Source organism: Intestinibacillus sp. NTUH-41-i26 (assembly GCF_032769475.1).
GTDB lineage: Bacteria > Bacillota > Clostridia > Oscillospirales > Butyricicoccaceae > Agathobaculum > Agathobaculum ammoniilyticum.
Map to the genome: position 1 here is coordinate 1417179 of NZ_CP136477.1, position 21748 is coordinate 1438926.

The window sequence follows — 21748 nt, forward strand, 5'->3', positions numbered from 1 at the left end:
TATGAAAGCGCTGTGCTATAATAAATACATCATAATGAGAAAGATTTTTCGAAAGGAGGAAATGGGGTTGAACCGGAAATTGAAAGACGAGGATATGGATATCCTTTTTCGAGGGATTTTGAAGCTCAAAACGGTAGAGGAATGCTACGACTTCTTTGAGGACCTGTGTACGATCGCTGAATTGCGCGCGATGGTGCAGCGCTTCCAGGTGGCGCGCATGCTGGATGAGGGGCGCATTTACAGCGACATTGTGCAGGAAACCGGCGCATCCACGGCGACGATTAGCCGCGTCAATAAATGCCTGGTGTATGGCTCGGATGGCTACCGCAGAATGCTGGACCGCCTGAAAGAAGACCATGAATAGTTATCAAACCCTGTCGGCATACTACGACCGGTTTACCGATGACGTGGGCTATGCGCGCTGGGCGGATTTTTTTGAGCGCCTGTTCGCGCGCGAAGGGATGCAGCCGAAGCTGGTGCTCGACCTGGCCTGCGGCACGGGAAGCCTGACCGGCATACTCGCCCAGCGCGGCTATGAGATGATCGGGGTGGATGCGTCGCCCGATATGCTGATGCAGGCCATGCAGAATACGATGAACTGCGATCCCAGGCCGCTGTTTCTCAATCAACGGATGGAGGCGCTCGACCTGTATGGTACGGTGGACGTATGCCTGTGCTGCTTGGACAGCGTTAATTATGTGACCGAGCCGGAAACATTACAGCAGGCGTTCGATCGGGTGCATCTTTTTCTCGAGCCGGGGAGCGGCCTTTTTGTGTTCGATATCAATACACCGGAAAAGTTCGCGCGCATGGACGGAAATTGCTATGTGCGGGAGGACGAGGATGTGTTCTGCGCATGGCAGGCCGCGGTGGAGGACGGATTGTGCGCCTATCAGTTCGATATCTTCGAGCGCAGCGGGGAAAACTGGACACGTGCGCAGGAAACGCATGAGGAGCGAATCTATACGGCTGAAATGCTGACCGCGATGCTGGAACGAGCCGGTTTCAGCGAAATCAAAATCTATGGGGATCAGGAATTTGCGCCGGTTCGTGGCGGCGAAGACCGGATTTATTTTACAGCACGAAAGAGAGATTAAAAATTTATGAGCGATTTATTACTCCGCGCGCTTGCCCGCGACGCAGGCATTCAAATTTCCGCAGCCAGAACGACCGGTCTGGTCGAACGCGCGCGGCAGATTCACAGCGCAACGCCGCTGGCGACCGCCGCGCTTGGGCGCACGCTGACTGCGACTGCGATCATGGGCAGCCAGCTTAAGACGCCGGACGGCTCCGTGACCGTACAGGTCAAGGGAAACGGCCCGCTGGGCGCGATCGTCTGTGTGGGCGATGCGGATGGGTATGTGCGCGGCTACCTGCAGGACCCGTCGGCCGACCTGCCGCTGCGGGCGGATGGCAAACTGGATGTGGGCGGCGGCGTGGGTCGCGGCTACCTGATGGTTATTAAAGATATTGGACTGAAGGATCCGGTTACAGGGACAGTCGCGCTGGTAAACGGCGAGATAGCCGAGGATCTGACGCGTTATTTCGCGGAGAGTGAGCAGATTCCTTCCGCTTGCGCGCTGGGCGTGCTGGTGGATACCGACCGGACAGTAAAGTGTGCGGGCGGCTGGCTGGTGCAGCTAATGCCGGGCGTGCAGGACAAGGATATCGACCGGCTGGAGGCCAACCTTGCCAAGCTCCAGCCCATGACTGCCATGCTCGAACAGGGGATGACCTTGGAGGAGATTATACAGGCGGTACTCGATGGGTTTGATGTGGATTTTTTGCAGACCGATGAGATCGGCTACCGCTGTGCCTGTAGCAGGGAAAAGGTCGAGCGTGCGCTGATCAGCATGGGGAAAAAGGAACTGTCTCAAATGGCGGCGGAGCAGGAAAAAAGCGAAGTGACCTGCCAGTTCTGCGATAAGATATATACCTTCAGCCGCGGGGAATTGCAGCAGCTTTTGGCGCACGCGGAAAAATGAAAAAATAGCAAAAAAACTGTTGACATTTTGCGTAATCTTCGATATAATAAATCTCGCCGCTGGTGAGTACGGCGGCGGCGATCCGGCCCGGTAGCTCAGTTGGTTAGAGCGCCAGCCTGTCACGCTGGAGGCCGTGGGTTCAAGTCCCATCCGGGTCGCCATTTCTTTGGTCGGAATCGGCTGAAGAAGATTTGCCTCTGTAGCTCAGTCGGTAGAGCAGGGGACTGAAAATCCCCGTGTCGGTGGTTCGATTCCGCCCGGAGGCACCATTTATATGCGGCTGTAGCTCATCTGGTAGAGCGCCACCTTGCCAAGGTGGAGGTAGCGAGTTCGAGCCTCGTCAGCCGCTCCATTACAATCCTTATACTGGAATGGTACCATAGCCAAGCGGTAAGGCGTGGGACTGCAACTCCCTGATCCCCAGTTCGATTCTGGGTGGTACCTCCAACTGAAAGAAGAGACGCCTTGGGGCGTCTCTTTTTTTGTATCCGGAAGAAAGCAAAATCTTAATAAAATCTCAAGAATTTTATAACGGAAATCAACAGAAAGCTCTGATAAGATAAAACGCAGAGGAGGGGGAAAGCATGGAGCAATTGAAAATACTGGTGGTGGACGACGATAGGGAGATCGTGGACAGTATCGGGATATTTCTGAAAGCAGAAGGCTATGCGGTGGAAAAGGCATATAACGGCTTGGAAGCGCTCGATATCCTGATGAGCCGCACGGTGCATCTGCTGCTGCTTGACATTATGATGCCGGAAATGGATGGGATCAAGACGCTGCTCAAGGTGCGGGAGAGCAAAAATATACCAATCATTTTAATATCCGCAAAAAGTGAGGACGCGGACAAGATACTTGGCCTCACGGCGGGCGCGGACGATTATATCACAAAACCGTTCAATCCTTCCGAGATGGTTGCCCGCGTAAAAAGCCAGCTTCGGCGGTACACCCAGCTGGGCGCGATGCAGGTAACGGAAAAGCAGATTGCGATTCGCGGCTTGGTGCTGGATATCGAGAGCAAGATTGTGACGGTAGATGGGGAAAGCGTCCGGCTCACGCCGCTGGAATATAAAATACTGGAGCTGCTCTGCCGCCACCCGGGCAAGGTGTTCTCAACCGAGGAAATATACCGGCAAGTGTGGAACGACGAGATCGTGTCGGACAATGCAATTGCGGTACACATCCGTCATATTAGGGAAAAAATCGAGATCAACCCGAAAGAGCCGCGATACCTCAAGGTTGTATGGGGCGTGGGCTATAAGATAGAGAGGAGCGAAGGAGCATGACGGTGAAAAAGATATTCCGCAGCACAGCGGCAAAGCTGGTCGCGTTTCTGGTTGTTGTTGGCTGCGTGGCGGGCGCGGTCACGCAGGCCGAATATGGGATAATGAATATGCTTCGCTGGTCGAACGACAGCGAGCTGGTATACCGGCTGGAAGACCGGTTTGAGGATTCCCAATTGGTGAATGGTTTGGTCAGTACCACGGTAGCGGATTTAGACTACGCGCTGCACGAGGGGCTGGATCAGGAGACTTTCGACCGGCGGTTCAGTGGGGCGAATTTTATCGGCGACTATTATGGACGCATGGGCGACCGTGTACTGAAAAACAGCGATTTAACGGAGGAAGAGGCCGCGTCGTCCCTGTTTTTTGCCGTGGCGCAGGCGGACGGTACCTTGTATTTTAGTGGGGATTACATGTTTATGCCATTGCAGTATTCCTATGTCGATCCGTCGTCGGGAGTATACAGGGAAGAGGATGTGCCGGAAAACAGCGTGATCTATGTGCGCATCACAGAAGAACAGGCCGCGGAATATGCGGCGCAATGGTCGGCGCAGCGCGGCGCGTTGATGGGGATACTGCGTAACCTGGTCGTTTTGTGCCTGCTGGCGGTGATCGCGTATATCTGTCTGCTGTTTGTTACCGGACGCACAGGGGAGGACGAAGCTGTCCATCTGGTCACCATTGACCGCCTTTTTATCGAGCTTAATTTGCTGCTGCTGTTTGGACTGCCGATCGCGGCAGGGGCGTTCAATATCTATGTGATATTTGAAGGGATGCAGCAAAGGGACATGGGCGGCATGTGGTGGTTCCTGCTGCCGAGCATCATTTTGTTTATCGGCGCGTTCGCGCTGGCAGTCGAGCTGTCGCTTTCTCTGGTGCGGAATTTGAAAAACCGGAGCTTTGTACAGCACTCGTTCATTCTTAGGGCCTGCCGCTGGTGCTGGAGGACGGTTAAACGGCTCTGGTTCTGGCTGGCCGACCTGCTGCGCCGCGGCTGGCATGCCATTGGCCGCGGCGGGAACAGCGTATGGAGAAAAATCCTGAAAAATTACAAGACCCGCAATGTACTGCTGATATTTTTGGGATATTCGGTCATACTTTCCCTTCTGGCGATGATGTTCGGCCTGATGATAGATTACGGTGAGGGCGTTTTGGTCTTTATCCTCGGCGTGGTCTGGTTTGCGGCGGCGGCATGGTTCCTGCTCAGCCGTATCAATGGCTTTGAATGTGTTGTGGAAGCGTTGCGGCGTCTGCGCGGCGGCGAATTGGAATATAAGTTGGAAAACATGCCGGCCGGCGTCTTCTCCGAGATGGCGGAGGATATCAACTCCCTGGGCGACGGGATGCAGACCGCGCTGCAGAACGAGATCCGCGCGGAACGGATGAAGAGCGAGCTGATTACGAATGTCAGCCATGACCTGAAAACCCCGCTCACCTCTATCCTGAATTACGCCGACCTGCTGTGTCAGGAGCATTTGACGCCGGAGGAAGCAAACGACTATGCAAAAATCATCCATCAGAAGGGGCTGCGGCTCAAAAACCTGACGAGCGACCTGTTCGATATCTCCAAGGTACAGTCAGGCGCGGAACAGATGGAGTGCGAACGGCTGGACGCCTGCACGCTCGTCCGGCAGGCGCTTGGCGAACAGGACCAGTCGATCGTGGGAGGCAAACTGACGCTCAAGGTGGATATACCGGAGCATGAGGTGCCGGTCTGGGCGGATGGCAAAAAAATGTCCCGTGTGCTGGAAAACCTGATCGGGAACTGCGTGAAATACGCGTTGGCAGGTACGCGCGTCTTCGTTTCGGTTTACGAACGGGAGGAAACCACAGTGATTGAAATCAAAAACACCGCAAACTATGCGATGGATTTTGACGCGAGCGAAATCACGGAGCGGTTTGTCCGCGGCGACGAAGCGCGCTCGACTGAAGGGAGCGGCCTGGGGCTTGCGATTGCGAAAAGCTATGTGGAGGCCTGCGGCGGCACGCTGTCAGTCGATGTGGACGGGGATTTGTTTAAGGTCCGCATTCAATTCCCGCTCTATGCTTTACGCGGAGGAAAATAAGAAAGAGAAAAGGCAGCCGGTTTCCGGCTGCCTTTTCCTGTAAAAAGTAAAAAAGAAAGGTAAAAGGAGATAGCAAATTGTAAAAAATGTAAGTTGTCCGGTAACGCGGACGTAATGCCTGTATCGTTTGAAATCGGGACAATCCTGTCCGCGTTAAATAGTATAACGTGCTTTTTGCACAAACACAAGAAAAAGATTTCGTCATTTCAAACAAAAAATATTTTGAAGAACCCTCTTGACATGGCGTGACTATTGTATATAATGAGTATATACAAAACGGGAGGAGAGGATGGAATGGAGATAATCCTGTCCAATATGGATGGAACGCCGATTTATGAGCAGATCGTACGGCAGATCAAGGCCAAGATCGTCGGCGGGGAGCTGACTGCGGGGGAGGCTTTGCCCTCCATGCGCCTGCTGGCAAAGGAGCTGCGCATCAGCGTGATCACAACCAAGCGCGCCTATGAGGAATTGGAGCGGGAGGGTTTTATCATTACCCAGACCGGCCGCGGCAGCTTTGTCGCGCCGTGCAATACCGAGTTGCTGCGCGAGGAGCAGCTCCGCGTGGTGGAGGAACACCTGATAGCGGCGGTGCGCGCCGCCCATCTGGGCAATCTGGATAAGGCGGAGTTCCTGGGGATCGCGGAAACATTGTTTGAGGAGGAAACATGATGGAAAACGCATTGGAGATAAATGGGCTGTACAAGCATTATGATGGGTTTGCCCTGCAGGACGTGAGCTTTATGCTTCCGCGCGGCGTTGTGATGGGCTTCATCGGGGAAAACGGCGCGGGTAAGACCACCACGATCAAAGCGGTGCTCAACCTGATCCGGCGGGACGCGGGTGCGATCAAGGTGCTGGGGCTGGACAATATAGCAGAGGAGCGCGCGGTGAAGGAGCGTATCGGCGTGGTGCTCGAGGACGGCTGCTTCCTGAACACGCTGACCGCCCGGCATGTGGATGTGCTGATGGGCAAGGCCTATCAAAGCTGGCAGTCCGAGCAGTTCTTCCGCTTTATGGAACGCTTTGGGATCGACCGTAATAAAAAGATCAAGGATTATTCCAAGGGGATGCGGATGAAGGTTTCCATTGCGGCGGCGCTGTCGCACGGAGCGGAATTGCTGATTATGGACGAACCGACCAGCGGACTGGACCCTGTGGTGCGCGACGAGGTGCTCGACCTGTTCTACGATTTTATGCAGGAGGACAGCCACGCGATTTTGCTGTCCAGCCATATCACGAGCGATCTGGATAAGATCGCGGATCATATCACTTTTATCCATCAGGGGCGCGTTCTGCTGAGCGAGCCGCGTGACGAGCTGCTGGATACTTTCGGCGTGCTGCGCTGCACGGCGGAGCAGCTTTCCGCGCTGGAGCCGTCGGCCATGCGTGCGAAAAGGATTGGGGCGTTTGGCTGCGAGGCGCTGGTGCGCAGAAATAGTGTGCCGGCAAACTGGCCGGTCGAGGCCGCCAATATCGAGCAGATTATGCTGTTCCTGACCAGAGGGGAGGAGCAGCGATGAAAGCGATGCTGTATGCGGACTGGATGAACTTCCGGCAGTCTATCCGCTCGATTCTGTTCGTCTTGGTGGTGTTTGCCGCGACCGCGCTGGTGTGGAACAAGCTGATGTTTTTCAACTTTATCGTAGTGATGCTCAGCATCATGATACCGACGACGCTGTTCGCCGCAGATCAGGCGTATGGATGGAACCGCCTGAGCCTGTCGCTGCCCATCCTGCGGCGCGATGTGGTCGGCAGCAAATTTTTGATCGGCGTGCTGATCAACTTGGCACTGCTGGGGATCGGTTCGGCGCTGGCGTCGGCATACTGCGTGTTTTATGACTCGTCAACCAGTCTAGCCGAGGTTTTGGCGGGCTTGCTCGTGTGCGAGGCGGTATCCCTGCTCCTGATGGGGGTGCTGATGGCGGTCACCTTTCGGTTTGGAATCGAAAAAGGCCGGTATATCGTTATGGCGTGCGTCTGGGTGCCGGTTTTGGGGATGTTTGTGCTCGAAAAGCTGCCCGGCTTTGGCGAGGTGTTCGAGGCGGCCGCCCGATGGCTGGATGCGGCGGAAGAAACGCGGCTCGGCCTGCTGATTACGGCGGCGGTAGCGGTCGGCGTCGCCGTATACCTTATCTGCTATCTGATCAGCCTGAAAATCTATCAAAGGACTGAGCTGTAAAGGAGAGAGCGCTCGATGAAAGCGATATTATATGCGGACTGGATGAATTTTCGCCTTTCCATCAAGTCCATGCTGCTTGCGCCGGTGATTTTTCTGGTATGGGCGGTCATAGCCGAGCAGCCGATTTTTTTCTTTTCCATGCTTGTCGTTATGGGGTATATGTTCCCCAGTACAGCTTTTTCGGCGGAGCAGTCCGCCGGCTGGGACCGTCTGAGCCTGTCGCTGCCCATCCTGCGGCACGAGGTGGTGGCAAGCCGTTTTTTGCTGGCGCTGGCCGTCAATCTGACGCTGTTTGCGTGCAGTCTGGTATTTGCCACGTTTTACTGTCTGGCGCATGGGCAGCCGCAGGCGTTGATGGAAAATTATGTGTCCGTGCTGGCCTGTGAAGCGGTCGCGGTTATTATGATCGGTGTGGAGATGGCGGTAGCGTTTAAATGGGGCATCCAAAAGGCGGGGTATATCATGCTGGCTGCATTTTTTCTTCCGCTGGCGCTGGTGTTTGCCGCAGTAAGCCTGGAAATCCGGATACCGTTGCTGGCGGCAGCGGGACGCTGGCTTGCCGGAGTGGATGAAAGGCGCTTTGTCTTTTTGCTGCTGGGCTGTCTGGCGGTCGCGCTGATGGTATACCTGTTGTGTTATCGGGTCAGCGTGCGGCTTTACCGGAAAAAGGAGCTTTGAAATGAAGTTTTGCGAATACTGTGGAAAAGCCTGCGACACGGATGCGGAAACCTGTCCGGTTGCGGAGTACGAGGAGGATAGGAAGGTTACGGACGACGCGCTGGAGGTAACGAAAATGCTGCTGCTTGGCCTGCTCTGAGGGAAGGAGGGAACCGGTATGAAAAACGGCGCAAAATGCCCGAAGTGCGGCGGGACCCACAGCATCCGCATCTCTGATAATCCGTACCGCTATGCCAGCGGAAACAATATTTACACGACAAGGGCGACGCTGCTCGGCAAGGTACCGGTGATCCGCTATGTCTGCTATGACTGCGGCTATGTTGAGAACTGGGTGGAAAAACCGGAGGAGCGGGAAAAACTGCGGCGCACCTTTGGATAGAGAAAAATACATAAACGCCGGAAAAGCTCCATACCCTGAAACAGCAGGGGAAAGGAGCTGATGTAAATTGCTGGTTGCCAGTATTTTGCTGCCGCTTGCGGTCGGCGGGCTGTCCGCATGGCTCACCATAGGCAGCATGGACCAGTATGGGGCTTTGATACAGCCGCCGCTTGCGCCGCCGGCATGGGTGTTTCCAGCGGTATGGACGGTGCTATATATTCTGATGGGGGTCGCGTGCTGGTTGGTCTGGAAATCGGACGCGGCGCGTCAGGACAAGAAGCGCGCGCTGACACTGTACGGTGGACAGCTTGCGGTAAATTTTGTCTGGCCGTTACTCTTCTTTGGCCGCGGCTGGTATGGGGTGTCGTTCCTGTGGCTGCTGCTTCTGCTTGCGCTGGTACTGGCTGCCGCGGCGGCGTTTGGCAGGATACGGAAGTTGGCGGCATGGCTGCTCGCACCCTACATCCTGTGGCTGTTGTTTGCCGGATATCTGAATTGCGCCATCTGGCTGCTGAACTGATAGGGAAGAAAAGGAAAAAGCGCTCCGTATGGAGCGCTTTTTTGACGTGTCATGACTGGTGCTGTAAGCCGGGTTCTGTATTGGACGGTCATCTATCTGGGACGCGCGTCGCCGCGCGCCTCAAGCCGCCAGTCGGGACGGACGGGCCGCCCATAGTCCCTGTCGGCGTTGCTGCGGATAGAGTTTACAGGCCCCCCATGTTGCCATGGGGCGCGGTGAGCCCTTACCTCGCCTTTCCACCCTTACCGAGTCTTCATTACGGAGACGCGGCGGTATTTCTCTGTTGCACTATTCCTGGGGTCGCCCCCGGCGGACGTTATCCGTTATCCTTGCCCTGCGCAGCCGGACTTTCCTCATGCGTAACGCACGCGACCGTCTGCACCAGTCACGGTATCCAGTATACCCCAAAAAAGCGTTCCCGTCAAACCTGTACTTGCAAAATTGGATGAAATCGGTTATACTGTACATCGAGAAAAAGGCGGTGGACGCATTATTATGACAGCTTTGGAACAATATCTCGGCGGCCTGTCGGATAAACGGGTCGGCGTAATCGGCGCGGGCGTTAGCAATATGCCGCTCATCCGCATGTTGCGCGCGGCGGGAGTCTGTGTGACGGTACATGATAAAAAGACCCCGACAGAGCTTGGCGACGGCTATGCAACGCTGGCGACGCTGGGCGTGGACTTCGTGCTGGGCGAGCATTACCTGGAAGCGCTGGACGAGGACGTGATCTTCCGCACGCCGGGCGTGCATCCGCGTTTTCTGGAAAATGCGCGGCAGAATGGCTCGGAGATCACAAGCGAAATGGAGCTTTTCTTCGCGGTCTGCCCGTGTCCGATCATCGGTATCACAGGCTCGGACGGCAAAACGACCACGACAACATTGGTGAGCGAAATGTTAAAGCATGCGGGCTACACCGTGCATCTGGGCGGCAACATCGGCACACCGCTGTTGCCGCGCGTAAATGAGATGCAGGAAAGGGATCTTGCTGTTGTCGAGCTTTCGTCGTTCCAGCTCATGGGGATGCGGCATTCGCCGCACATTGCGGCGATTACCAATCTGACGCCCAACCACCTGGATTACCACAAGGATTTTGACGAGTATGTGCAGGCGAAAACGGCTATTTACCTTAACCAGAAAGCGGATGACCGTTTGGTGCTCAATCTGGATGACGAGGTTACCCGTTCGCTGCACGCTTCCGGCAACCTGTTCTGCACCAGCAAAACGCAGGAGCTTGCGAACGGTGTGTTTCTGAAAGATGATATGCTGTATATTTCGGAGGACGGTACGCGCCGTGCGCTGATGTCGGCGGCGGATATCCGTATTCCCGGCGCGCACAACGTATACAACATGATGATGGCTGCGGCCGTTGTGCAGGGGTATGTGCCGGACGACGATATCCGCGCGGTTGCGACGACCTTTGGCGGGGTGGAGCACCGGATCGAATTCGTGCGGGAAAAGGACGGCGTCAAATATTATAACGATTCGATTGCTTCCAGCCCAACGCGCACGATCGCTGGCCTGGAATCCTTTCAGCAGAAAGTGATCCTGATTGCGGGCGGCTATGATAAACACATCCCTTATGATGTGCTGGGCGGGCCGATCTGCACCCATGTCAAGACCCTGATCCTGACCGGCGCGACCGCACCAAAGATACGCGACTGCGTGCTGGCGGCCGAAGGGGAACACCCGCCGATCATTGAGGTTCCGGACCTCGAAACCGCCGTGCGCGAAGCACAGGCGCAGGCGCAGTCGGGCGATGTGGTCATCATGAGTCCAGCCAGCGCGTCATTTGACCGGTTCAAAAATTTTATGGAGCGCGGCAAGCTGTTCAAATCACTGGTGGAAGCGCTTTAAAATCGTATGTGAGCAAAATGAAAAGACAGCCTCCGGTTATCCGGAGGCTGTCTTTTTACGCAGTGCGACGGAACGCTTTCGCAGCGCATACGGCGGTGAACAGGAAAGTGAACAGCTCGGTTGCCGGAAAGGCGACCCAAACGCCCGTGATACCGAACCATGCGGTCAAAAGGAAGAGGAACGGCACAATTGCGATTACGCCGCGGAGCATGGAGAGCAGGAATCCCTGTGCGGAACGCCCTGACGCGCTGAAAAAGATAGAAGAGACGATATTGCAGCCGGCGAACCAAAAGCCGCAGAAATAGATGCGCAGTCCGGTGACCGCGTAGCCGGCGAGGACCGCGTTGTTTTCGCTGTTGAACACTGCGGTAATGGGGGCGGCAAATACGAAAACCAGCACATAAAGCAGCGTGGCAATCGCGAGCGATGACGTGATGCCGTACCGGTAGAAACGGCGAAGCGCGCCGTGGTCGTTCAGGCCGCTGCTGTGGCTGACAAGGGGCTGCATGCCGGTCGACAGGCCTTGAAAGATCGCGATGGCCACCAGAGCCAGATTGGCGACGATACCGTATGCCGCAACGCCGGTATTGCCGGAAATCCGCAGCAGGACGAAATTGAATAAAAACAGCACGACGGCGGAGGAAAGCTCCCCGACGAAAGAAGAGATGCCGGACGCGCAGATCGAAGCGAGCAGGCGGCCCTGCGGCCGCACTCGGCACAGATGAAAGCCGCGGACAGGGCTGCGCAGATGGCCGGAAAGGATCAGCAGACTGATAATTGGGGAAAGCCCAGTGGCGAAAGCCGCGCCAAACATGCCCCAGTCGCAGGGGAAAATGAATACATAGTCCAAAACAACATTGGACAGGCTGCCGACTATCATACCGCACATAGCGCGCCCAGGCGCGCCGTCATTGCGGACAAAGGAAAGTAATACATTGTTCATCACAAAAAAAGGCGCGAAACTAAGTAGGGTGCGCAGATAAACGCTGGTCAGGGGAAATGTGTCGGCATCTGCGCCTAAAAGACGAGAAACCGGCGCCGCGCCAGCCAGCCCGATCAGCATAAAAAGCAGGCCTACTGCAAGGCCGAGTCCGACGGCATGCGTAAACGCGCGATCCGCGGATATGTTGTCGCATTGGGCGCAGCTGACGGTATAGCGGGTCGCGCCACCGACACCAATCATCAACCCCAGGCCGTTGAGTAGATTGTAGGCGGGGATAGCGATGTTGAGAGCGGCAAGCCCGTTCGCGCCCATCCCGCAGGAGACGAAAAAGGTATCCGCAAGGATATAGCAGGAAAGCCCCAGCATGCCAAGCACGTTCAGTGAGGCGTAGCGCCCGAAGGAGCGCAGATCAGCAGTATGTTCCATTTTGATGTTCTCCTTTAACCAATAAAAAACGCCAGCGCTTTCTATCTTCTAAGGCCTACGATAGAAAGTCTGGCGCAGCAATTTTTATCCGGCGATAAAAACGCGAGCATATTTGGTTTGCAGCTTTTTTAATATAGCACCCTGCGAAAAGCTTGTCAAGATAAATTGAGAACCCCAGCGTCAGGGCGAAGGAAAAGCGGTGAAATGCCGCTCATGCCATGCGTAATCAGCGTATGGAGCAGTTCCACGGTTTGCTCGGCTGTCATATCAGGCGCGTCGCCGCGCAACCAGGATGACAGCAGGGATATGACGCCGGGGAGAGTATAGGAATAAATCAAAAACTTATAGCTGCGGGAGCTCTCCGGCATGAGCAAGTCCCATCCCTGCTGGAAAGCGTTGAAGAGCAACTGCTGCAGGCGGCGGATAAAGCGGGGATCACCCTGCTCGCCGGTAAGCGCATACAACAGCTTGGGAATGCGCGGTGTTTGCTGTAGAAGCTTTAGAAAGGCTACCAGCTCCTCGAACACATGCTCATGAGGCGCACGGGAAAACTCCTGCTCGATATGGTCGATGATATTATTTTCAATTTCGACCAGAAGCGCATCGACATCCCGATAGTGAAGGTAGAACGTGCTGCGGTTGATATCGGCCCGCGCGCAGATATCGGTCACGGTGATATCGGATAACGGCTGTTCGGTAATCAAATCAATAAAGGCGTCGCGCAGCGCGTTGCGCGTATAGAGCACACGGCGGCTGACTTTCTTTTCTGGCATGATGCGGTTCCTCCTGACTGTTGCTATTCTATCAGGATGAATAGGAAAAGTCAACGCTGTGTTGAAAAGAAGACGTAGCGTGGATGAAATTTAACGGATTTTTAGCACACAGAATTCTTTGTTGTCTGGGAAAATTTTTGAAAAAAGCTGTTGACAAACTTCGTTCTATTCGATATAATACATATTGTCGCTGACAGTGAGGCGACTCGATGAGAAAGCAAATGCGAGTGTGCTGGAACTGGTAGACAGGCACGTTTGAGGGGCGTGTGTCAATCGACGTACGGGTTCAAGTCCCGTCACTCGCACCACTCTCTCAGGTGCGAGACAAGAGAATATGCGGATGTGGCGGAATGGCAGACGCGCTAGCTTCAGGTGCTAGTGTTCGCAAGGACGTGGGGGTTCAAGTCCCCCCATCCGCACCAAAAGACCACCGACGGCTGTCGGTGGTCTTTTTCCTTTGCTGCCTTGCGAATACGGATGAAATAAGGTAAAATAAAAGTGGAAGCGGCTGAGAAATATTTTCCGGCCAAGCATATCCGGACGGAAAATCCGGTCGAAGCATGTCGGCTGGCAAAAAATTTCGTCGGTATATTCTTTCCGAACCGCGGGGAAAATCCTGATAGAACGCACAACCTGTGCATGAGGCAGGAGGATTTTCCATGCAAACCAAAGTAGAGATCTGCGGGGTAAATACATCAGGGCTGCCGGTGCTGTCGGCCAAAAAGACCGACCAACTGCTGCTGCGCGTGAAGCAGGGAGACAAGCAGGCGAGGGACGAGTTGATCCAAGGTAACCTGCGGCTGGTTTTGTCAGTCGTGCAGCGCTTTCAGGGCCGCGGTGAATCGCCGGATGATTTGTTTCAGGTGGGCTGTATCGGGCTGATGAAATCGATCGATCATTTTAACACCGATCTCGGCGTGCGTTTTTCCACCTATGCCGTGCCGATGAACGTTGTTTGGGGAAACCTCCAACCAAATGAAAAAAGACCGCGCCATACATACCCAAGGTAAAGGAGAAAACAATGCTGTTCTGTAACATTGATGTACTGGATGAAGGCTTCATTTTGAAAAGGGGGCAATATGTAGGAACAAGGGATGGTATGATAGATTATATCGGGCCGGCCGCGCCGGACGCGGATTATGGTGAGCGGTACGATGGGCGTCACCGTTTGCTGCTGCCCGGCTTCTACAATGTACACAGCCATGCGCCCATGACCCTGCTGCGCGGCTATGCGGAGAACCTCCCGCTGCAGCGCTGGCTGAATGAAAAGGTCTTTCCATTTGAGGATAAGCTGGATGATGAGGCCGCTTACCACGGCACACAACTTGCGATTGCTGAAATGCTGGCCTGCGGCACGGTGTCATTCACGGATATGTATTTCTTTCTGGATGGGATGACTAGGGCGATTCTGGAAAGCGGCATCAAATGTAATTTGAGCAGGGGGCTTACCGTGTTTGACGACAGTTCTTACGAAGCGCTGCCGGCATATCAGGATAACCTGCGGCTGCTGGGCGAGTGGAACGGCGCGAATCAGGGTCGGCTGCGGGGCGACCTGTGCATCCACGGAGAGTACACCTCGACCCCCAAGGTTGTGGAGGCGGTTGCCGCGCAGGCCGGGGCATGCGGCGCGCGGATGCATATTCATCTTTCGGAAACACAGGAGGAGCATGAGGCGTGCAAGCAGCGGCACGGCATGACGCCGGCGGCCTATATGCAGGCACACGGCATATTCGACGTGCCGACCACAGCGGCGCACTGCGTTTGGCTGGAGGGGGAAGACTTCGACATCCTCAAGAAGCATGGCGTTACCGTTGCCTGCTGTCCGGCCAGCAATCTCAAACTCGCGTCAGGCTATGCCAATGTACCCAGGATGCTCGATATGGGTATTAACGTCGCGTTGGGTACGGATGGCGCGGCCTCCAACAATAATCTTAATATCCTGCAGGATTTGTACCTGTTTGCTGTGGCATATAAAGGGTATTATCGCGATGCGACGTTAATTACTCCCGCGCAGGCGCTGTATGCGGCGACACGCGCAGGCGCTTTGTCACAGGGACGGACGGACAGCGGCCTTCTCAAAGTTGGCTGCAAGGCCGACCTGTGCGTCATCAATACGGATACGCCGCAGTTCACACCCATGACGGATGCGGCCTGCAACGTGGTATATGCGGCGCAGGGGGCGGATATCCGGCTGACGATGGTGGATGGCGAGGTATTATACCGCGACGGTTCGTATACCACGATCGATCTGGAAAAGGTTAAGGCAGAGGTACGGTTACGTACCAGCCGGATTTTGTCCGCACTGTAAGGGGGCATATCGTATGAAAAAAACAAAAGTGGATGAATCGACGGATTATTTGAAAAGCAGGCTGCCGTTTGTGCCGGAAATCGGATTGGTTCTTGGATCCGGACTCGGCCCGATGGCGGAGGAGCTGGAAGTTGCGGTGTGTATCCCGTACGGAGAGATACCGCATTTTCGGGTATCCACCGCGCCGGACCATACCGGACGTTTGATCTGCGGTATGCTGGAGGGGAAAAAGGTTCTTTGTATGCAGGGGCGCCTGCACGGCTACGAGGGCTATGCGCCCGAGGAGATCGCGTATCCGGTCTATGTAATGAAAGCGCTTGGCGTGCGCGCGCTGGTGCTGACGAATGCGTCGGGGGGGATCAATACATCGTTTTCGGTCGGCGATCTTATGCTGATTGAGGATCACATCAATATGACGGGAAAAAGCCCGCTCACCGGACCGAATGACGACAGCTTGGGCGTGCGCTTTCCGGATATGACGTTTGCGTATGCACCTGCTTTGCGGGATACCGCACGAAAGGCCGCATTATCCTGTGGTGTGACGCTCCGGTCCGGCGTTTACTGCGGCGTGAATGGGCCGCAGTTTGAAACACCTGCGGAAATCCGGATGTTTCGCGCGATGGGAGCCGATGCGGTTGGGATGTCCACGGTATTTGAAGTGGTCGCAGCGGCGCACTGCGGCTTGCCGGTAGCTGCGGTTGCAATGATCACCAATATGGCGGCGGGGGTTTTGATGCAGCCGCTTTCTGGCGCGGAGGTCAATCAGATTGCGGAACAACGCGGGGGAGAATTCCGGCGCTTCATGCACTGTCTGATAGCGGGATTATGACCGAAGCACCGTGTGAAAAAAGCGGGTCCATTCTGGACCCGCTTTTTCCTGCGTAAAACAAAAAGGTTTTGCAAGATGCAAAACCTTTTTATGGTCGAGGTGACAGGATTTGAACCTGCGGCCTCTTCGTCCCGAACGAAGCGCTCTACCAAGCTGAGCCACACCTCGAATTATATCCGTCGCAATGTTTTCCAACCGTGACAGCTTTTATATTATATCTCGGATAAGCAGATATGTCAAGACTTTTTCCACAAGTTTTAAAAAACAGGAAGAGCGGGACAGAGCGAGGAACTAAGCGGGAGGAAATGCGGCGGCCGCTGCCGCTCACAGCTTGGCGGCGGTCTTTGAGCTGCGCCATGCGATGAGTTGCGCGGCAATCGATACCGCAATCTCTGCGGGGGTCTGCGCGCCGATAGCAAGTCCGATCGGCGTGATGACACGCTGCCGCACATGGAGGAAGCCCTCGCTTTCCAATAGGGAAAAGACTGACTCCCGCTTGCGACGGCTGCCCATTACGCCGATGTAGGAAGCGGGGGTGGAGAGGGCGAAACGGAGCGCGTCCGTATCCCCTTCGTGGCCGCGCGTCATGATACAGAAGGCATCGTCGGCGGCAGGGGAAAGCGGACCGGCCAATGTTTGGGTGAGTAGGGAAAATGGGATGCAAAGGGTATGCTCGGCATGAGGGAAACGTTCCGGCGAGCAGAACGCCGCGCGGTCGTCAATGACAATATGGCGAAACTCCAGATGATACAGGAGCGGGGAAAGGGCGAGTGACACATGCCCGCCGCCCAGCACAAACACCCGACCGGCATCAGATAAGGGGATCGCCAGGACTGGACGCTCTTCCAGAAGGACGACAGCGGGGCAGGAGAGGATGGACTGCACCTGCGAGAGTAGAGGCGCGGAGCCGTCCAGCGGCAGGCAGAATCGGACAGGCGGGACAGCACGGAAACTGTCCACGGCCTGCTGCAGCGGCGCAGCGTCGGTAAGCGGGGTAAAAAGAACCTCGGCAGTACCGCCGCATACCATGCCCAAGCTACCCGCCTGCCGGTTGTCCAGCACAAAGGCTTCACAGCGCGGTACGGTAAGGGCGGACGAGGCGATCGCAAGGCAGCGATGCTCAAGCAGTCCGCCGCCGATTGTGCCGCACAGCAGGCCGTTTTCTCCAACGAGCATCAGGGCGCCGGCCTTGCGCGGCGTGGAACCGGTGGAGCGGACGATGGATACCAGCATCGCGGGCCGGCCGGCCTGTATTTCACACAGCGCGGTTTGCAGCAGTCGTTCGATCATGCGGGATACCCTCCGTTTTCAAGTCAGCAGCAATACATGCTCAGGCGCGATGCCGAGCGAATCAGGGAGCGCGGCCGGCTTCCTGTCCTTGGGGAAGCGCCACCAGAGCGCAGGCGCGCTTGCGGCTTGGCTCTGGTAGCGGAACAGCAGGATCCATTCAAACGGCTCTTCCAACTCGTCTGCCCATAACACGGGCAAGCGGTTGGACGGAACCTGCGGTTGGAAAGCATGCGCGCGCAGGCCGACCGCTTTCAGGTTGTCCGGCACAGGCTGCGCGGCAGTCAGACAGACGCCCCAGTCGAGCGCCTCGACGGTATATGCGCCCGCTTTGACCGCGCGGGAGATATTTTTGCAACCGGTCAGACGTGCGGCGGCCTCGCTGCCAGGGGCGGCAAAAACCTCTTTAGTGCCGCCCGCGCGCAGGATACGGCCATCCTCCATAATGCACAGACGGGTGCAGAGGTGATAGGCTTCGTCACGGCTGTGCGTCACCATCACCGCCTGCCGCCCGTAGGAGCGCAGCAGGGACATGAACTGGGGCTGGAGCTGGTCGCGTAAATGGCTGTCCAGCGCGGAGAACGGCTCGTCCAGCAGCAGCAGGCGCGGCTGGCTGACCAGCATGCGGGCAAGCGCTGCCCGCTGCGCCTGTCCGCCCGAAAGCTGGGCTGGGCGGTGTTTTTCCAAACCGGTGAGCTGCAGCATTTCGAGCGTTTCCCGCAGGCGCCGCTGGCGGGTGGCCTTATCCTTTTCCGCGTGCAGGCCGCACAGGATGTTTTTTTCCACCGTCATATGGGGAAACAGGGCATAGTGCTGGAACAGATAGCCAACCTGCCGTTTTTGCGGCGGCAGGTTGATGCCGCGAGCGGAATCGAACAGCGTTTCACCGTCGAGCACGATCCAGCCTTCGTCCGGCTTTTCCACGCCGGCGATACATTTGAGCGTCATGCTTTTGCCGCAGCCGGAGGCGCCCAGCAGGCCGGTAACAGCGTCCGCAGTCTTAAACGAAGCGTTTAATGTGAAGGAGCCCAGCCGCTTGCGGATATCGACAAATAAGTTCACCCGACATGTCCTCCTTTCCGCTGGCGACGCTCAAGCAGGCTCACGGTCAGCAGCACCGCTGCCGAGATCGCAAGGTTGACCAGTACCCAGTAAAATGCGTGCAGCTCGTCGCCGGTGCGCCACAGCTGATAGACGGTGGTGGAGATGGTCGCGGTACGGCCGGGCGTATAGCCGATCAGCATACTGGTCGCGCCATACTCGCCCAGCGCGCGGGCGAACGCCAATACGACGCCCGCGAAAATCCCCTGCCTGCAGGCAGGCAGCCGGATACGCCAGAATATGTAACAATTGGAGAGACCAAGCGTCTGCCCAGCCTGCGCTAAGGTCTCGTCGAACGCTTCAAACGCGCCGCGCGCGGTGCGGTACAGTAGGGGAAACGCGACGACCGCCGCCGTGATTACACCGCCGTACCAGGTCATCACGAATTTTATTCCGACGCTTTCCAGCGCCATGCCCAGTGGCCGCCGGCTGCCGAACAACAGCAGCAGAAAATATCCGACGACCGTAGGCGGCAATACGAGCGGCAAGGTCAGTATCATGTCCAAAACGCCTTTGAGCGCACGGGGCAGGCGCACGGCGTAGTATGCCGCCGCGATGCCTGTAAAGAATACCAGCACGATGCTGATCGCCGCGATGCGCAGCGAGTTCCAAAGCGGATACCAGTCCACCCGCGTTACCTCCTCAGATACCAGTGTGGGACTGGATCCCTTTCTCTGTCCGAACCCAGCCTGCGCCGTTAGGCGACTTTAGAGAATCCCACCGCTTCGAACACTGACATGGCCTCGTCTGCGGCAAGGTAGTCCAGAAAAGACCGCGCCGCATCCTGATGCGCGGAGGTTTGCAGCACGGCCGCCGGATAAATGACCTGTCCGCACATTTCGGGTGTCGCCTCATCGACAACGGTCAGGCCCGCGCTGTAAGCGTCCGTGCAGTAAATAACGCCCGCATCCACGCTGCCCTCTCTGACCTGAGTGGTGACCTCTTTGACGTTGCTGCCGTAGGTGATACACTGTGCATTGGTGAGCGCTGATTCATCCAGGCCATAGTAGGCAAGGATTTTTTGCGTATATTGACCGACCGGCACATCGCTGTTGCCCATGGCGAGCAGGATATCCCCCGCTTCCAGATGCGCGGCCAGCATGTCAAAGCTGTCGATGCCCTTGGGGTTATTTTCCGGCACGGCGAGCGTCACCTTGTTTTCCAACAGGTCGACACGGCTGCCCGCCAGCAAGAAATCCAGCCCGTCGGTGTTGACCGATGGGTCAGCCGTCGCATCCAACTGATCCATCTGCTTTTGGCCGGCGGAAATAAACAGGTCGCACATCGCGCCTTCCTCGATCTGGGTCTTGAGTGTACCGGAGGAGTCAAAGTTAAAGGTCAGCGTCACGTCCGGAGCGACGGTTTTGTAGTCCTCGGCGATCTGGTCCAGGGTTTCGGTAAGGCTGGCCGCTGCGAAAACGACCAGTTCAGTTTCCTGCCCTGCTGCGACGTCGCCGGATGCGGCTTCCGTGCCGTCGCAGGCAGTCAGGCTGAGCGCCGTTGCTGCCGTGAGCAACCATACAATGTGTTTTTCCATAGGGGATTCTCTTTTCTTTTTCATGGATTTCTTGGTGGAATATAGCATACGGACAAGATTACAGATGCTTTTCAACATAGTGCGCATCATAAAGGTTCCAGTATTTCCGGTATACGCGGTCGTCCTGTCCGTCAAAATTCAATTGATACATTCTGAATACGACCCGAATATTTTTAGGCTGCCACTGCTCCTCGTAAGAATAGCAATATCGCATGCCGATCTGTCGCATCACTTTTCCGCTTCTGGGGTTGTTTTTATCGTGCGTTGCCGTGATGTAAGGAACACCGTCCTTTCGCAGATACGCGACAAGCGTCTTGCCTGCCTCGGTCGCGATCCCTCTGTGCCAGAACTCACGGCGGAGCGCATAGCCGAAATCATGGCTGTCGTCCGTATCTGCTTTTACATAGCCGATCGGAATGTTATCACTTTGTAGACAAATTGCGAAATGATATGCCTTGCCTGCAAAATGCGTTTCGTAAAATGTCCTGGTATCCTCCAGACTTTTGACGGGGAACCAGGGTAAGAACGTGTTTACCGTTTCATCCATCAAAAGAAGATGCAGAGGCTGCATATCTTTGTCTTCAAATTTGCGCAGGATTAGCCGGTCTGTTTCAAGAGGTATGGTATGCATCAAAGCCTCCTTTTTTGATGTAGAGAACTCAGCGCCCACAGTCCTGCGGCATGCCACGCAGGAGGTCAAGCGCATGGGGGAGCTGGTCCAGAAATACGTCCATGCCCTCCATACACGCCCTGGGGCTGCCGGGCAGATTAATAATCAGCGTCTTGCCGCGGATGACCGCCGCCGCGCGGCTGAGCATGGCGCGCGGCGTGATGCGCATGCTCGCGGCGCGGATCGCTTCCGCGATGCCGGGCGCGTCGCGTTCCGCGACAGCGCGTGTCGCCTCAGGTGTGATATCGCGCGGGGCAAAGCCTGTGCCGCCCGTGGTCAGAATCAGGTCGAGCTGCCGCTGGTCGCACAGGCGGATAAGGCTGCGCTCAAGCAGTTCGCGTTCGTCCGGCCGGACAAGCTGCTCGACAACCACGAATCCGGCCGCGGCCAGCCGTGCGGCGACCAAAGGACCGCTTTTATCCTCTCGCTCGCCTGAAGCGCAGCGGTCGGACAGGGTGACGACCGCCGCCTGATATGGTAAGGGCGCGGTGCGCGGCTCGACTGTCATTTCATCGCCTGCGGAGATTTGCCCGCCTGCGAGCACGCGGGCGAACACACCTTCACGCGGCATAATGCAATCCCCCATTTTTTCGTAAATCGCACAGTGGTGATGGCATTCCTTGCCGATTTGTGTCAGCTCAAGTAGCACATCCCCGCAGCGCAGCAATGTGCCGACCGGCAGGCTGCGGAAGTCGATGCCCTCCACCACGAGATTTTCCCCAAACGCGCCGGAGCGCACATCCGCGCCTTTTGCGTTAAAAGCAGCAACCTCCTCTGCGGAAAGCAGACTGACCTGCCGGTGCCAGTGTCCGGCGTGTGCGTCACCGCGGATACCCCAATCCTTTTCCAGCAGAGCTTCCTTTCGGCTTTGCTTTTGTACGCCGCGCGTTTCGCTCGTACATACGGCGATTATCTTTCCCATTG

Annotated in this window: 23 protein-coding genes, 7 tRNA genes, 1 other RNA gene and 1 pseudogene; 22 read left to right on the forward strand and 10 right to left on the reverse strand. The window is 56.2% G+C overall.

Going from position 1 to position 21748, the window contains the following annotated elements; genetic code table 11:
- Positions 1-67 precede the first annotated feature (67 nt).
- From RX717_RS07275 to RX717_RS07350, 16 genes are all read left to right on the forward strand, one after another.
- Entirely contained in the window at positions 68-364 is a 297-nt protein-coding gene (locus tag RX717_RS07275) for a YerC/YecD family TrpR-related protein (protein WP_054326081.1), read from the forward strand.
- The gene (locus tag RX717_RS07280; RefSeq protein WP_147573713.1) at positions 357-1097 is read left to right on the forward strand and encodes a class I SAM-dependent DNA methyltransferase; all 741 of its coding nucleotides are present in this window, start codon (positions 357-359) and stop codon (positions 1095-1097) included. Before RX717_RS07275 ends, RX717_RS07280 begins: the two co-directional genes overlap by 8 nt.
- Positions 1098-1103: 6 nt before the next feature.
- A complete protein-coding gene (gene hslO, locus RX717_RS07285; protein ID WP_147573712.1) occupies positions 1104-1985 on the forward strand; it encodes an Hsp33 family molecular chaperone HslO in 882 nt (293 codons plus the stop codon).
- Between the two features lie 84 nt (positions 1986-2069).
- Positions 2070-2146: transfer RNA gene (locus tag RX717_RS07290), tRNA-Asp, on the forward strand.
- Positions 2147-2178: 32 nt separating this feature from the next.
- Positions 2179-2254, forward strand: a tRNA-Phe gene (locus RX717_RS07295).
- 7 nt (positions 2255-2261) lie between these two features.
- Positions 2262-2337 (forward strand) — tRNA-Gly (locus RX717_RS07300).
- Positions 2338-2358: 21 nt separating this feature from the next.
- Positions 2359-2432, forward strand: a tRNA-Cys gene (locus RX717_RS07305).
- Positions 2433-2578: 146 nt separating this feature from the next.
- Complete coding sequence (locus RX717_RS07310) at positions 2579-3271, forward strand: response regulator transcription factor (protein ID WP_107632109.1); 693 nt, start codon at positions 2579-2581, stop codon at positions 3269-3271.
- A complete protein-coding gene (locus tag RX717_RS07315) occupies positions 3268-5334 on the forward strand; it encodes a sensor histidine kinase (RefSeq protein WP_107630565.1) in 2067 nt (688 codons plus the stop codon). Before RX717_RS07310 ends, RX717_RS07315 begins: the two co-directional genes overlap by 4 nt.
- Before the next feature lie 294 nt (positions 5335-5628).
- Complete coding sequence (locus RX717_RS07320) at positions 5629-6006, forward strand: GntR family transcriptional regulator (RefSeq protein ID WP_054326038.1); 378 nt, start codon at positions 5629-5631, stop codon at positions 6004-6006.
- Positions 6003-6857 (forward strand): ABC transporter ATP-binding protein, encoded by an 855-nt coding sequence (locus RX717_RS07325; protein ID WP_316960641.1) that lies wholly within the window; start codon positions 6003-6005, stop codon positions 6855-6857. The genes RX717_RS07320 and RX717_RS07325 overlap by 4 nt, the downstream gene beginning before the upstream one ends.
- The gene (locus tag RX717_RS07330; RefSeq protein ID WP_107630564.1) at positions 6854-7516 is read left to right on the forward strand and encodes an ABC-2 transporter permease; all 663 of its coding nucleotides are present in this window, start codon (positions 6854-6856) and stop codon (positions 7514-7516) included. Before RX717_RS07325 ends, RX717_RS07330 begins: the two co-directional genes overlap by 4 nt.
- 15 nt (positions 7517-7531) lie before the next feature.
- Positions 7532-8194 carry an ABC-2 transporter permease gene (locus tag RX717_RS07335; protein ID WP_054326035.1) on the forward strand — a complete coding sequence of 221 codons (663 nt, stop codon included), beginning with the start codon at positions 7532-7534 and terminating at the stop codon, positions 8192-8194.
- A 1-nt stretch (position 8195) separates the two neighbouring features.
- Positions 8196-8333 carry a hypothetical protein gene (locus RX717_RS07340; protein ID WP_159068024.1) on the forward strand — a complete coding sequence of 46 codons (138 nt, stop codon included), beginning with the start codon at positions 8196-8198 and terminating at the stop codon, positions 8331-8333.
- Between the two features lie 18 nt (positions 8334-8351).
- Positions 8352-8573, forward strand: coding sequence for a hypothetical protein (locus RX717_RS07345; protein ID WP_054326034.1), 222 nt, complete (start codon positions 8352-8354; stop codon positions 8571-8573).
- Between the two features lie 67 nt (positions 8574-8640).
- Positions 8641-9093 (forward strand): TspO/MBR family protein, encoded by a 453-nt coding sequence (locus tag RX717_RS07350; protein ID WP_316960642.1) that lies wholly within the window; start codon positions 8641-8643, stop codon positions 9091-9093.
- A 48-nt stretch (positions 9094-9141) separates the two neighbouring features.
- Here RX717_RS07350 and rnpB read toward each other — a convergent pair.
- Positions 9142-9481, reverse strand: an RNA gene (rnpB, locus tag RX717_RS07355) — RNase P RNA component class A.
- A gap of 107 nt (positions 9482-9588) precedes the next feature.
- Here rnpB and murD point away from each other — a divergent pair.
- Complete coding sequence (gene murD / locus RX717_RS07360) at positions 9589-10950, forward strand: UDP-N-acetylmuramoyl-L-alanine--D-glutamate ligase (RefSeq protein ID WP_107630562.1); 1362 nt, start codon at positions 9589-9591, stop codon at positions 10948-10950.
- Between the two features lie 55 nt (positions 10951-11005).
- Here the strand turns inward: murD and RX717_RS07365 are convergent, their stop codons facing one another.
- Together RX717_RS07365 and RX717_RS07370 are read right to left on the reverse strand one after the other, a co-directional pair.
- Positions 11006-12319 carry an MATE family efflux transporter gene (locus RX717_RS07365; protein ID WP_107630561.1) on the reverse strand — a complete coding sequence of 438 codons (1314 nt, stop codon included), beginning with the start codon at positions 12317-12319 and terminating at the stop codon, positions 11006-11008.
- 155 nt (positions 12320-12474) lie between these two features.
- A complete protein-coding gene (locus tag RX717_RS07370) occupies positions 12475-13092 on the reverse strand; it encodes a TetR/AcrR family transcriptional regulator (protein ID WP_107630560.1) in 618 nt (205 codons plus the stop codon).
- A 223-nt stretch (positions 13093-13315) separates the two neighbouring features.
- Here RX717_RS07370 and RX717_RS07375 point away from each other — a divergent pair.
- The 5 genes and pseudogenes from RX717_RS07375 (at position 13316) to RX717_RS07395 (ending at position 16229) form a co-directional block, all read left to right on the forward strand.
- Positions 13316-13400 (forward strand) — tRNA-Leu (locus RX717_RS07375).
- A gap of 28 nt (positions 13401-13428) precedes the next feature.
- Positions 13429-13514, forward strand: a tRNA-Leu gene (locus tag RX717_RS07380).
- Positions 13515-13751: 237 nt separating this feature from the next.
- Positions 13752-14039: pseudogene (locus RX717_RS07385) on the forward strand (sigma-70 family RNA polymerase sigma factor); the annotation flags it as partial.
- A 152-nt stretch (positions 14040-14191) separates the two neighbouring features.
- Positions 14192-15400 carry an amidohydrolase gene (locus RX717_RS07390; protein ID WP_242977798.1) on the forward strand — a complete coding sequence of 403 codons (1209 nt, stop codon included), beginning with the start codon at positions 14192-14194 and terminating at the stop codon, positions 15398-15400.
- 13 nt (positions 15401-15413) lie between these two features.
- On the forward strand, positions 15414-16229 hold the full coding sequence (locus RX717_RS07395; protein WP_107630558.1) for a purine-nucleoside phosphorylase: 816 nt from the start codon (positions 15414-15416) through the stop codon (positions 16227-16229).
- Positions 16230-16320: 91 nt separating this feature from the next.
- Here the strand turns inward: RX717_RS07395 and RX717_RS07400 are convergent.
- From RX717_RS07400 to RX717_RS07430, 7 genes are all read right to left on the reverse strand, one after another.
- Positions 16321-16397: transfer RNA gene (locus tag RX717_RS07400), tRNA-Pro, on the reverse strand.
- Positions 16398-16553: 156 nt separating this feature from the next.
- Entirely contained in the window at positions 16554-17519 is a 966-nt protein-coding gene (locus RX717_RS07405; RefSeq protein WP_107630557.1) for an XdhC family protein, read from the reverse strand.
- 18 nt (positions 17520-17537) lie between these two features.
- Positions 17538-18578 carry a sulfate/molybdate ABC transporter ATP-binding protein gene (locus tag RX717_RS07410; RefSeq protein WP_107630556.1) on the reverse strand — a complete coding sequence of 347 codons (1041 nt, stop codon included), beginning with the start codon at positions 18576-18578 and terminating at the stop codon, positions 17538-17540.
- The gene (gene modB, locus RX717_RS07415; RefSeq protein WP_107630555.1) at positions 18575-19246 is read right to left on the reverse strand and encodes a molybdate ABC transporter permease subunit; all 672 of its coding nucleotides are present in this window, start codon (positions 19244-19246) and stop codon (positions 18575-18577) included. The genes RX717_RS07410 and modB overlap by 4 nt, the downstream gene beginning before the upstream one ends.
- 68 nt (positions 19247-19314) lie before the next feature.
- The gene (modA, locus tag RX717_RS07420; RefSeq protein ID WP_107630554.1) at positions 19315-20154 is read right to left on the reverse strand and encodes a molybdate ABC transporter substrate-binding protein; all 840 of its coding nucleotides are present in this window, start codon (positions 20152-20154) and stop codon (positions 19315-19317) included.
- A gap of 58 nt (positions 20155-20212) precedes the next feature.
- A complete protein-coding gene (locus RX717_RS07425) occupies positions 20213-20785 on the reverse strand; it encodes a GNAT family N-acetyltransferase (protein WP_107630553.1) in 573 nt (190 codons plus the stop codon).
- Positions 20786-20813: 28 nt separating this feature from the next.
- Positions 20814-21746: an MOSC domain-containing protein gene (locus tag RX717_RS07430; RefSeq protein ID WP_054326023.1), complete on the reverse strand. Its 933-nt coding sequence runs from the start codon at positions 21744-21746 to the stop codon at positions 20814-20816.
- Positions 21747-21748 lie beyond the last annotated feature (2 nt).

Bases quoted from the DNA above. Each gene is read 5' to 3' on its own strand.
- RX717_RS07280 (WP_147573713.1), top strand. From the start codon at position 357: ATGAATAGTTATCAAACCCTGTCGGCATACTACGACCGGTTTACCGAT.
- hslO (WP_147573712.1), top strand. From the start codon at position 1,104: ATGAGCGATTTATTACTCCGCGCGCTTGCCCGCGACGCAGGCATTCAA.
- RX717_RS07315 (WP_107630565.1), top strand. From the start codon at position 3,268: ATGACGGTGAAAAAGATATTCCGCAGCACAGCGGCAAAGCTGGTCGCG.
- RX717_RS07320 (WP_054326038.1), top strand. From the start codon at position 5,629: ATGGAGATAATCCTGTCCAATATGGATGGAACGCCGATTTATGAGCAG.
- RX717_RS07325 (WP_316960641.1), top strand. From the start codon at position 6,003: ATGATGGAAAACGCATTGGAGATAAATGGGCTGTACAAGCATTATGAT.
- RX717_RS07330 (WP_107630564.1), top strand. From the start codon at position 6,854: ATGAAAGCGATGCTGTATGCGGACTGGATGAACTTCCGGCAGTCTATC.
- RX717_RS07335 (WP_054326035.1), top strand. From the start codon at position 7,532: ATGAAAGCGATATTATATGCGGACTGGATGAATTTTCGCCTTTCCATC.
- RX717_RS07340 (WP_159068024.1), top strand. From the start codon at position 8,196: ATGAAGTTTTGCGAATACTGTGGAAAAGCCTGCGACACGGATGCGGAA.
- RX717_RS07345 (WP_054326034.1), top strand. From the start codon at position 8,352: ATGAAAAACGGCGCAAAATGCCCGAAGTGCGGCGGGACCCACAGCATC.
- murD (WP_107630562.1), top strand. From the start codon at position 9,589: ATGACAGCTTTGGAACAATATCTCGGCGGCCTGTCGGATAAACGGGTC.
- RX717_RS07365 (WP_107630561.1), bottom strand. From the start codon at position 12,319: ATGGAACATACTGCTGATCTGCGCTCCTTCGGGCGCTACGCCTCACTG.
- RX717_RS07370 (WP_107630560.1), bottom strand. From the start codon at position 13,092: ATGCCAGAAAAGAAAGTCAGCCGCCGTGTGCTCTATACGCGCAACGCG.
- RX717_RS07390 (WP_242977798.1), top strand. From the start codon at position 14,192: ATGATAGATTATATCGGGCCGGCCGCGCCGGACGCGGATTATGGTGAG.
- RX717_RS07395 (WP_107630558.1), top strand. From the start codon at position 15,414: ATGAAAAAAACAAAAGTGGATGAATCGACGGATTATTTGAAAAGCAGG.
- RX717_RS07405 (WP_107630557.1), bottom strand. From the start codon at position 17,519: ATGATCGAACGACTGCTGCAAACCGCGCTGTGTGAAATACAGGCCGGC.
- modA (WP_107630554.1), bottom strand. From the start codon at position 20,154: ATGGAAAAACACATTGTATGGTTGCTCACGGCAGCAACGGCGCTCAGC.
- RX717_RS07425 (WP_107630553.1), bottom strand. From the start codon at position 20,785: ATGCATACCATACCTCTTGAAACAGACCGGCTAATCCTGCGCAAATTT.
- RX717_RS07430 (WP_054326023.1), bottom strand. From the start codon at position 21,746: ATGGGAAAGATAATCGCCGTATGTACGAGCGAAACGCGCGGCGTACAA.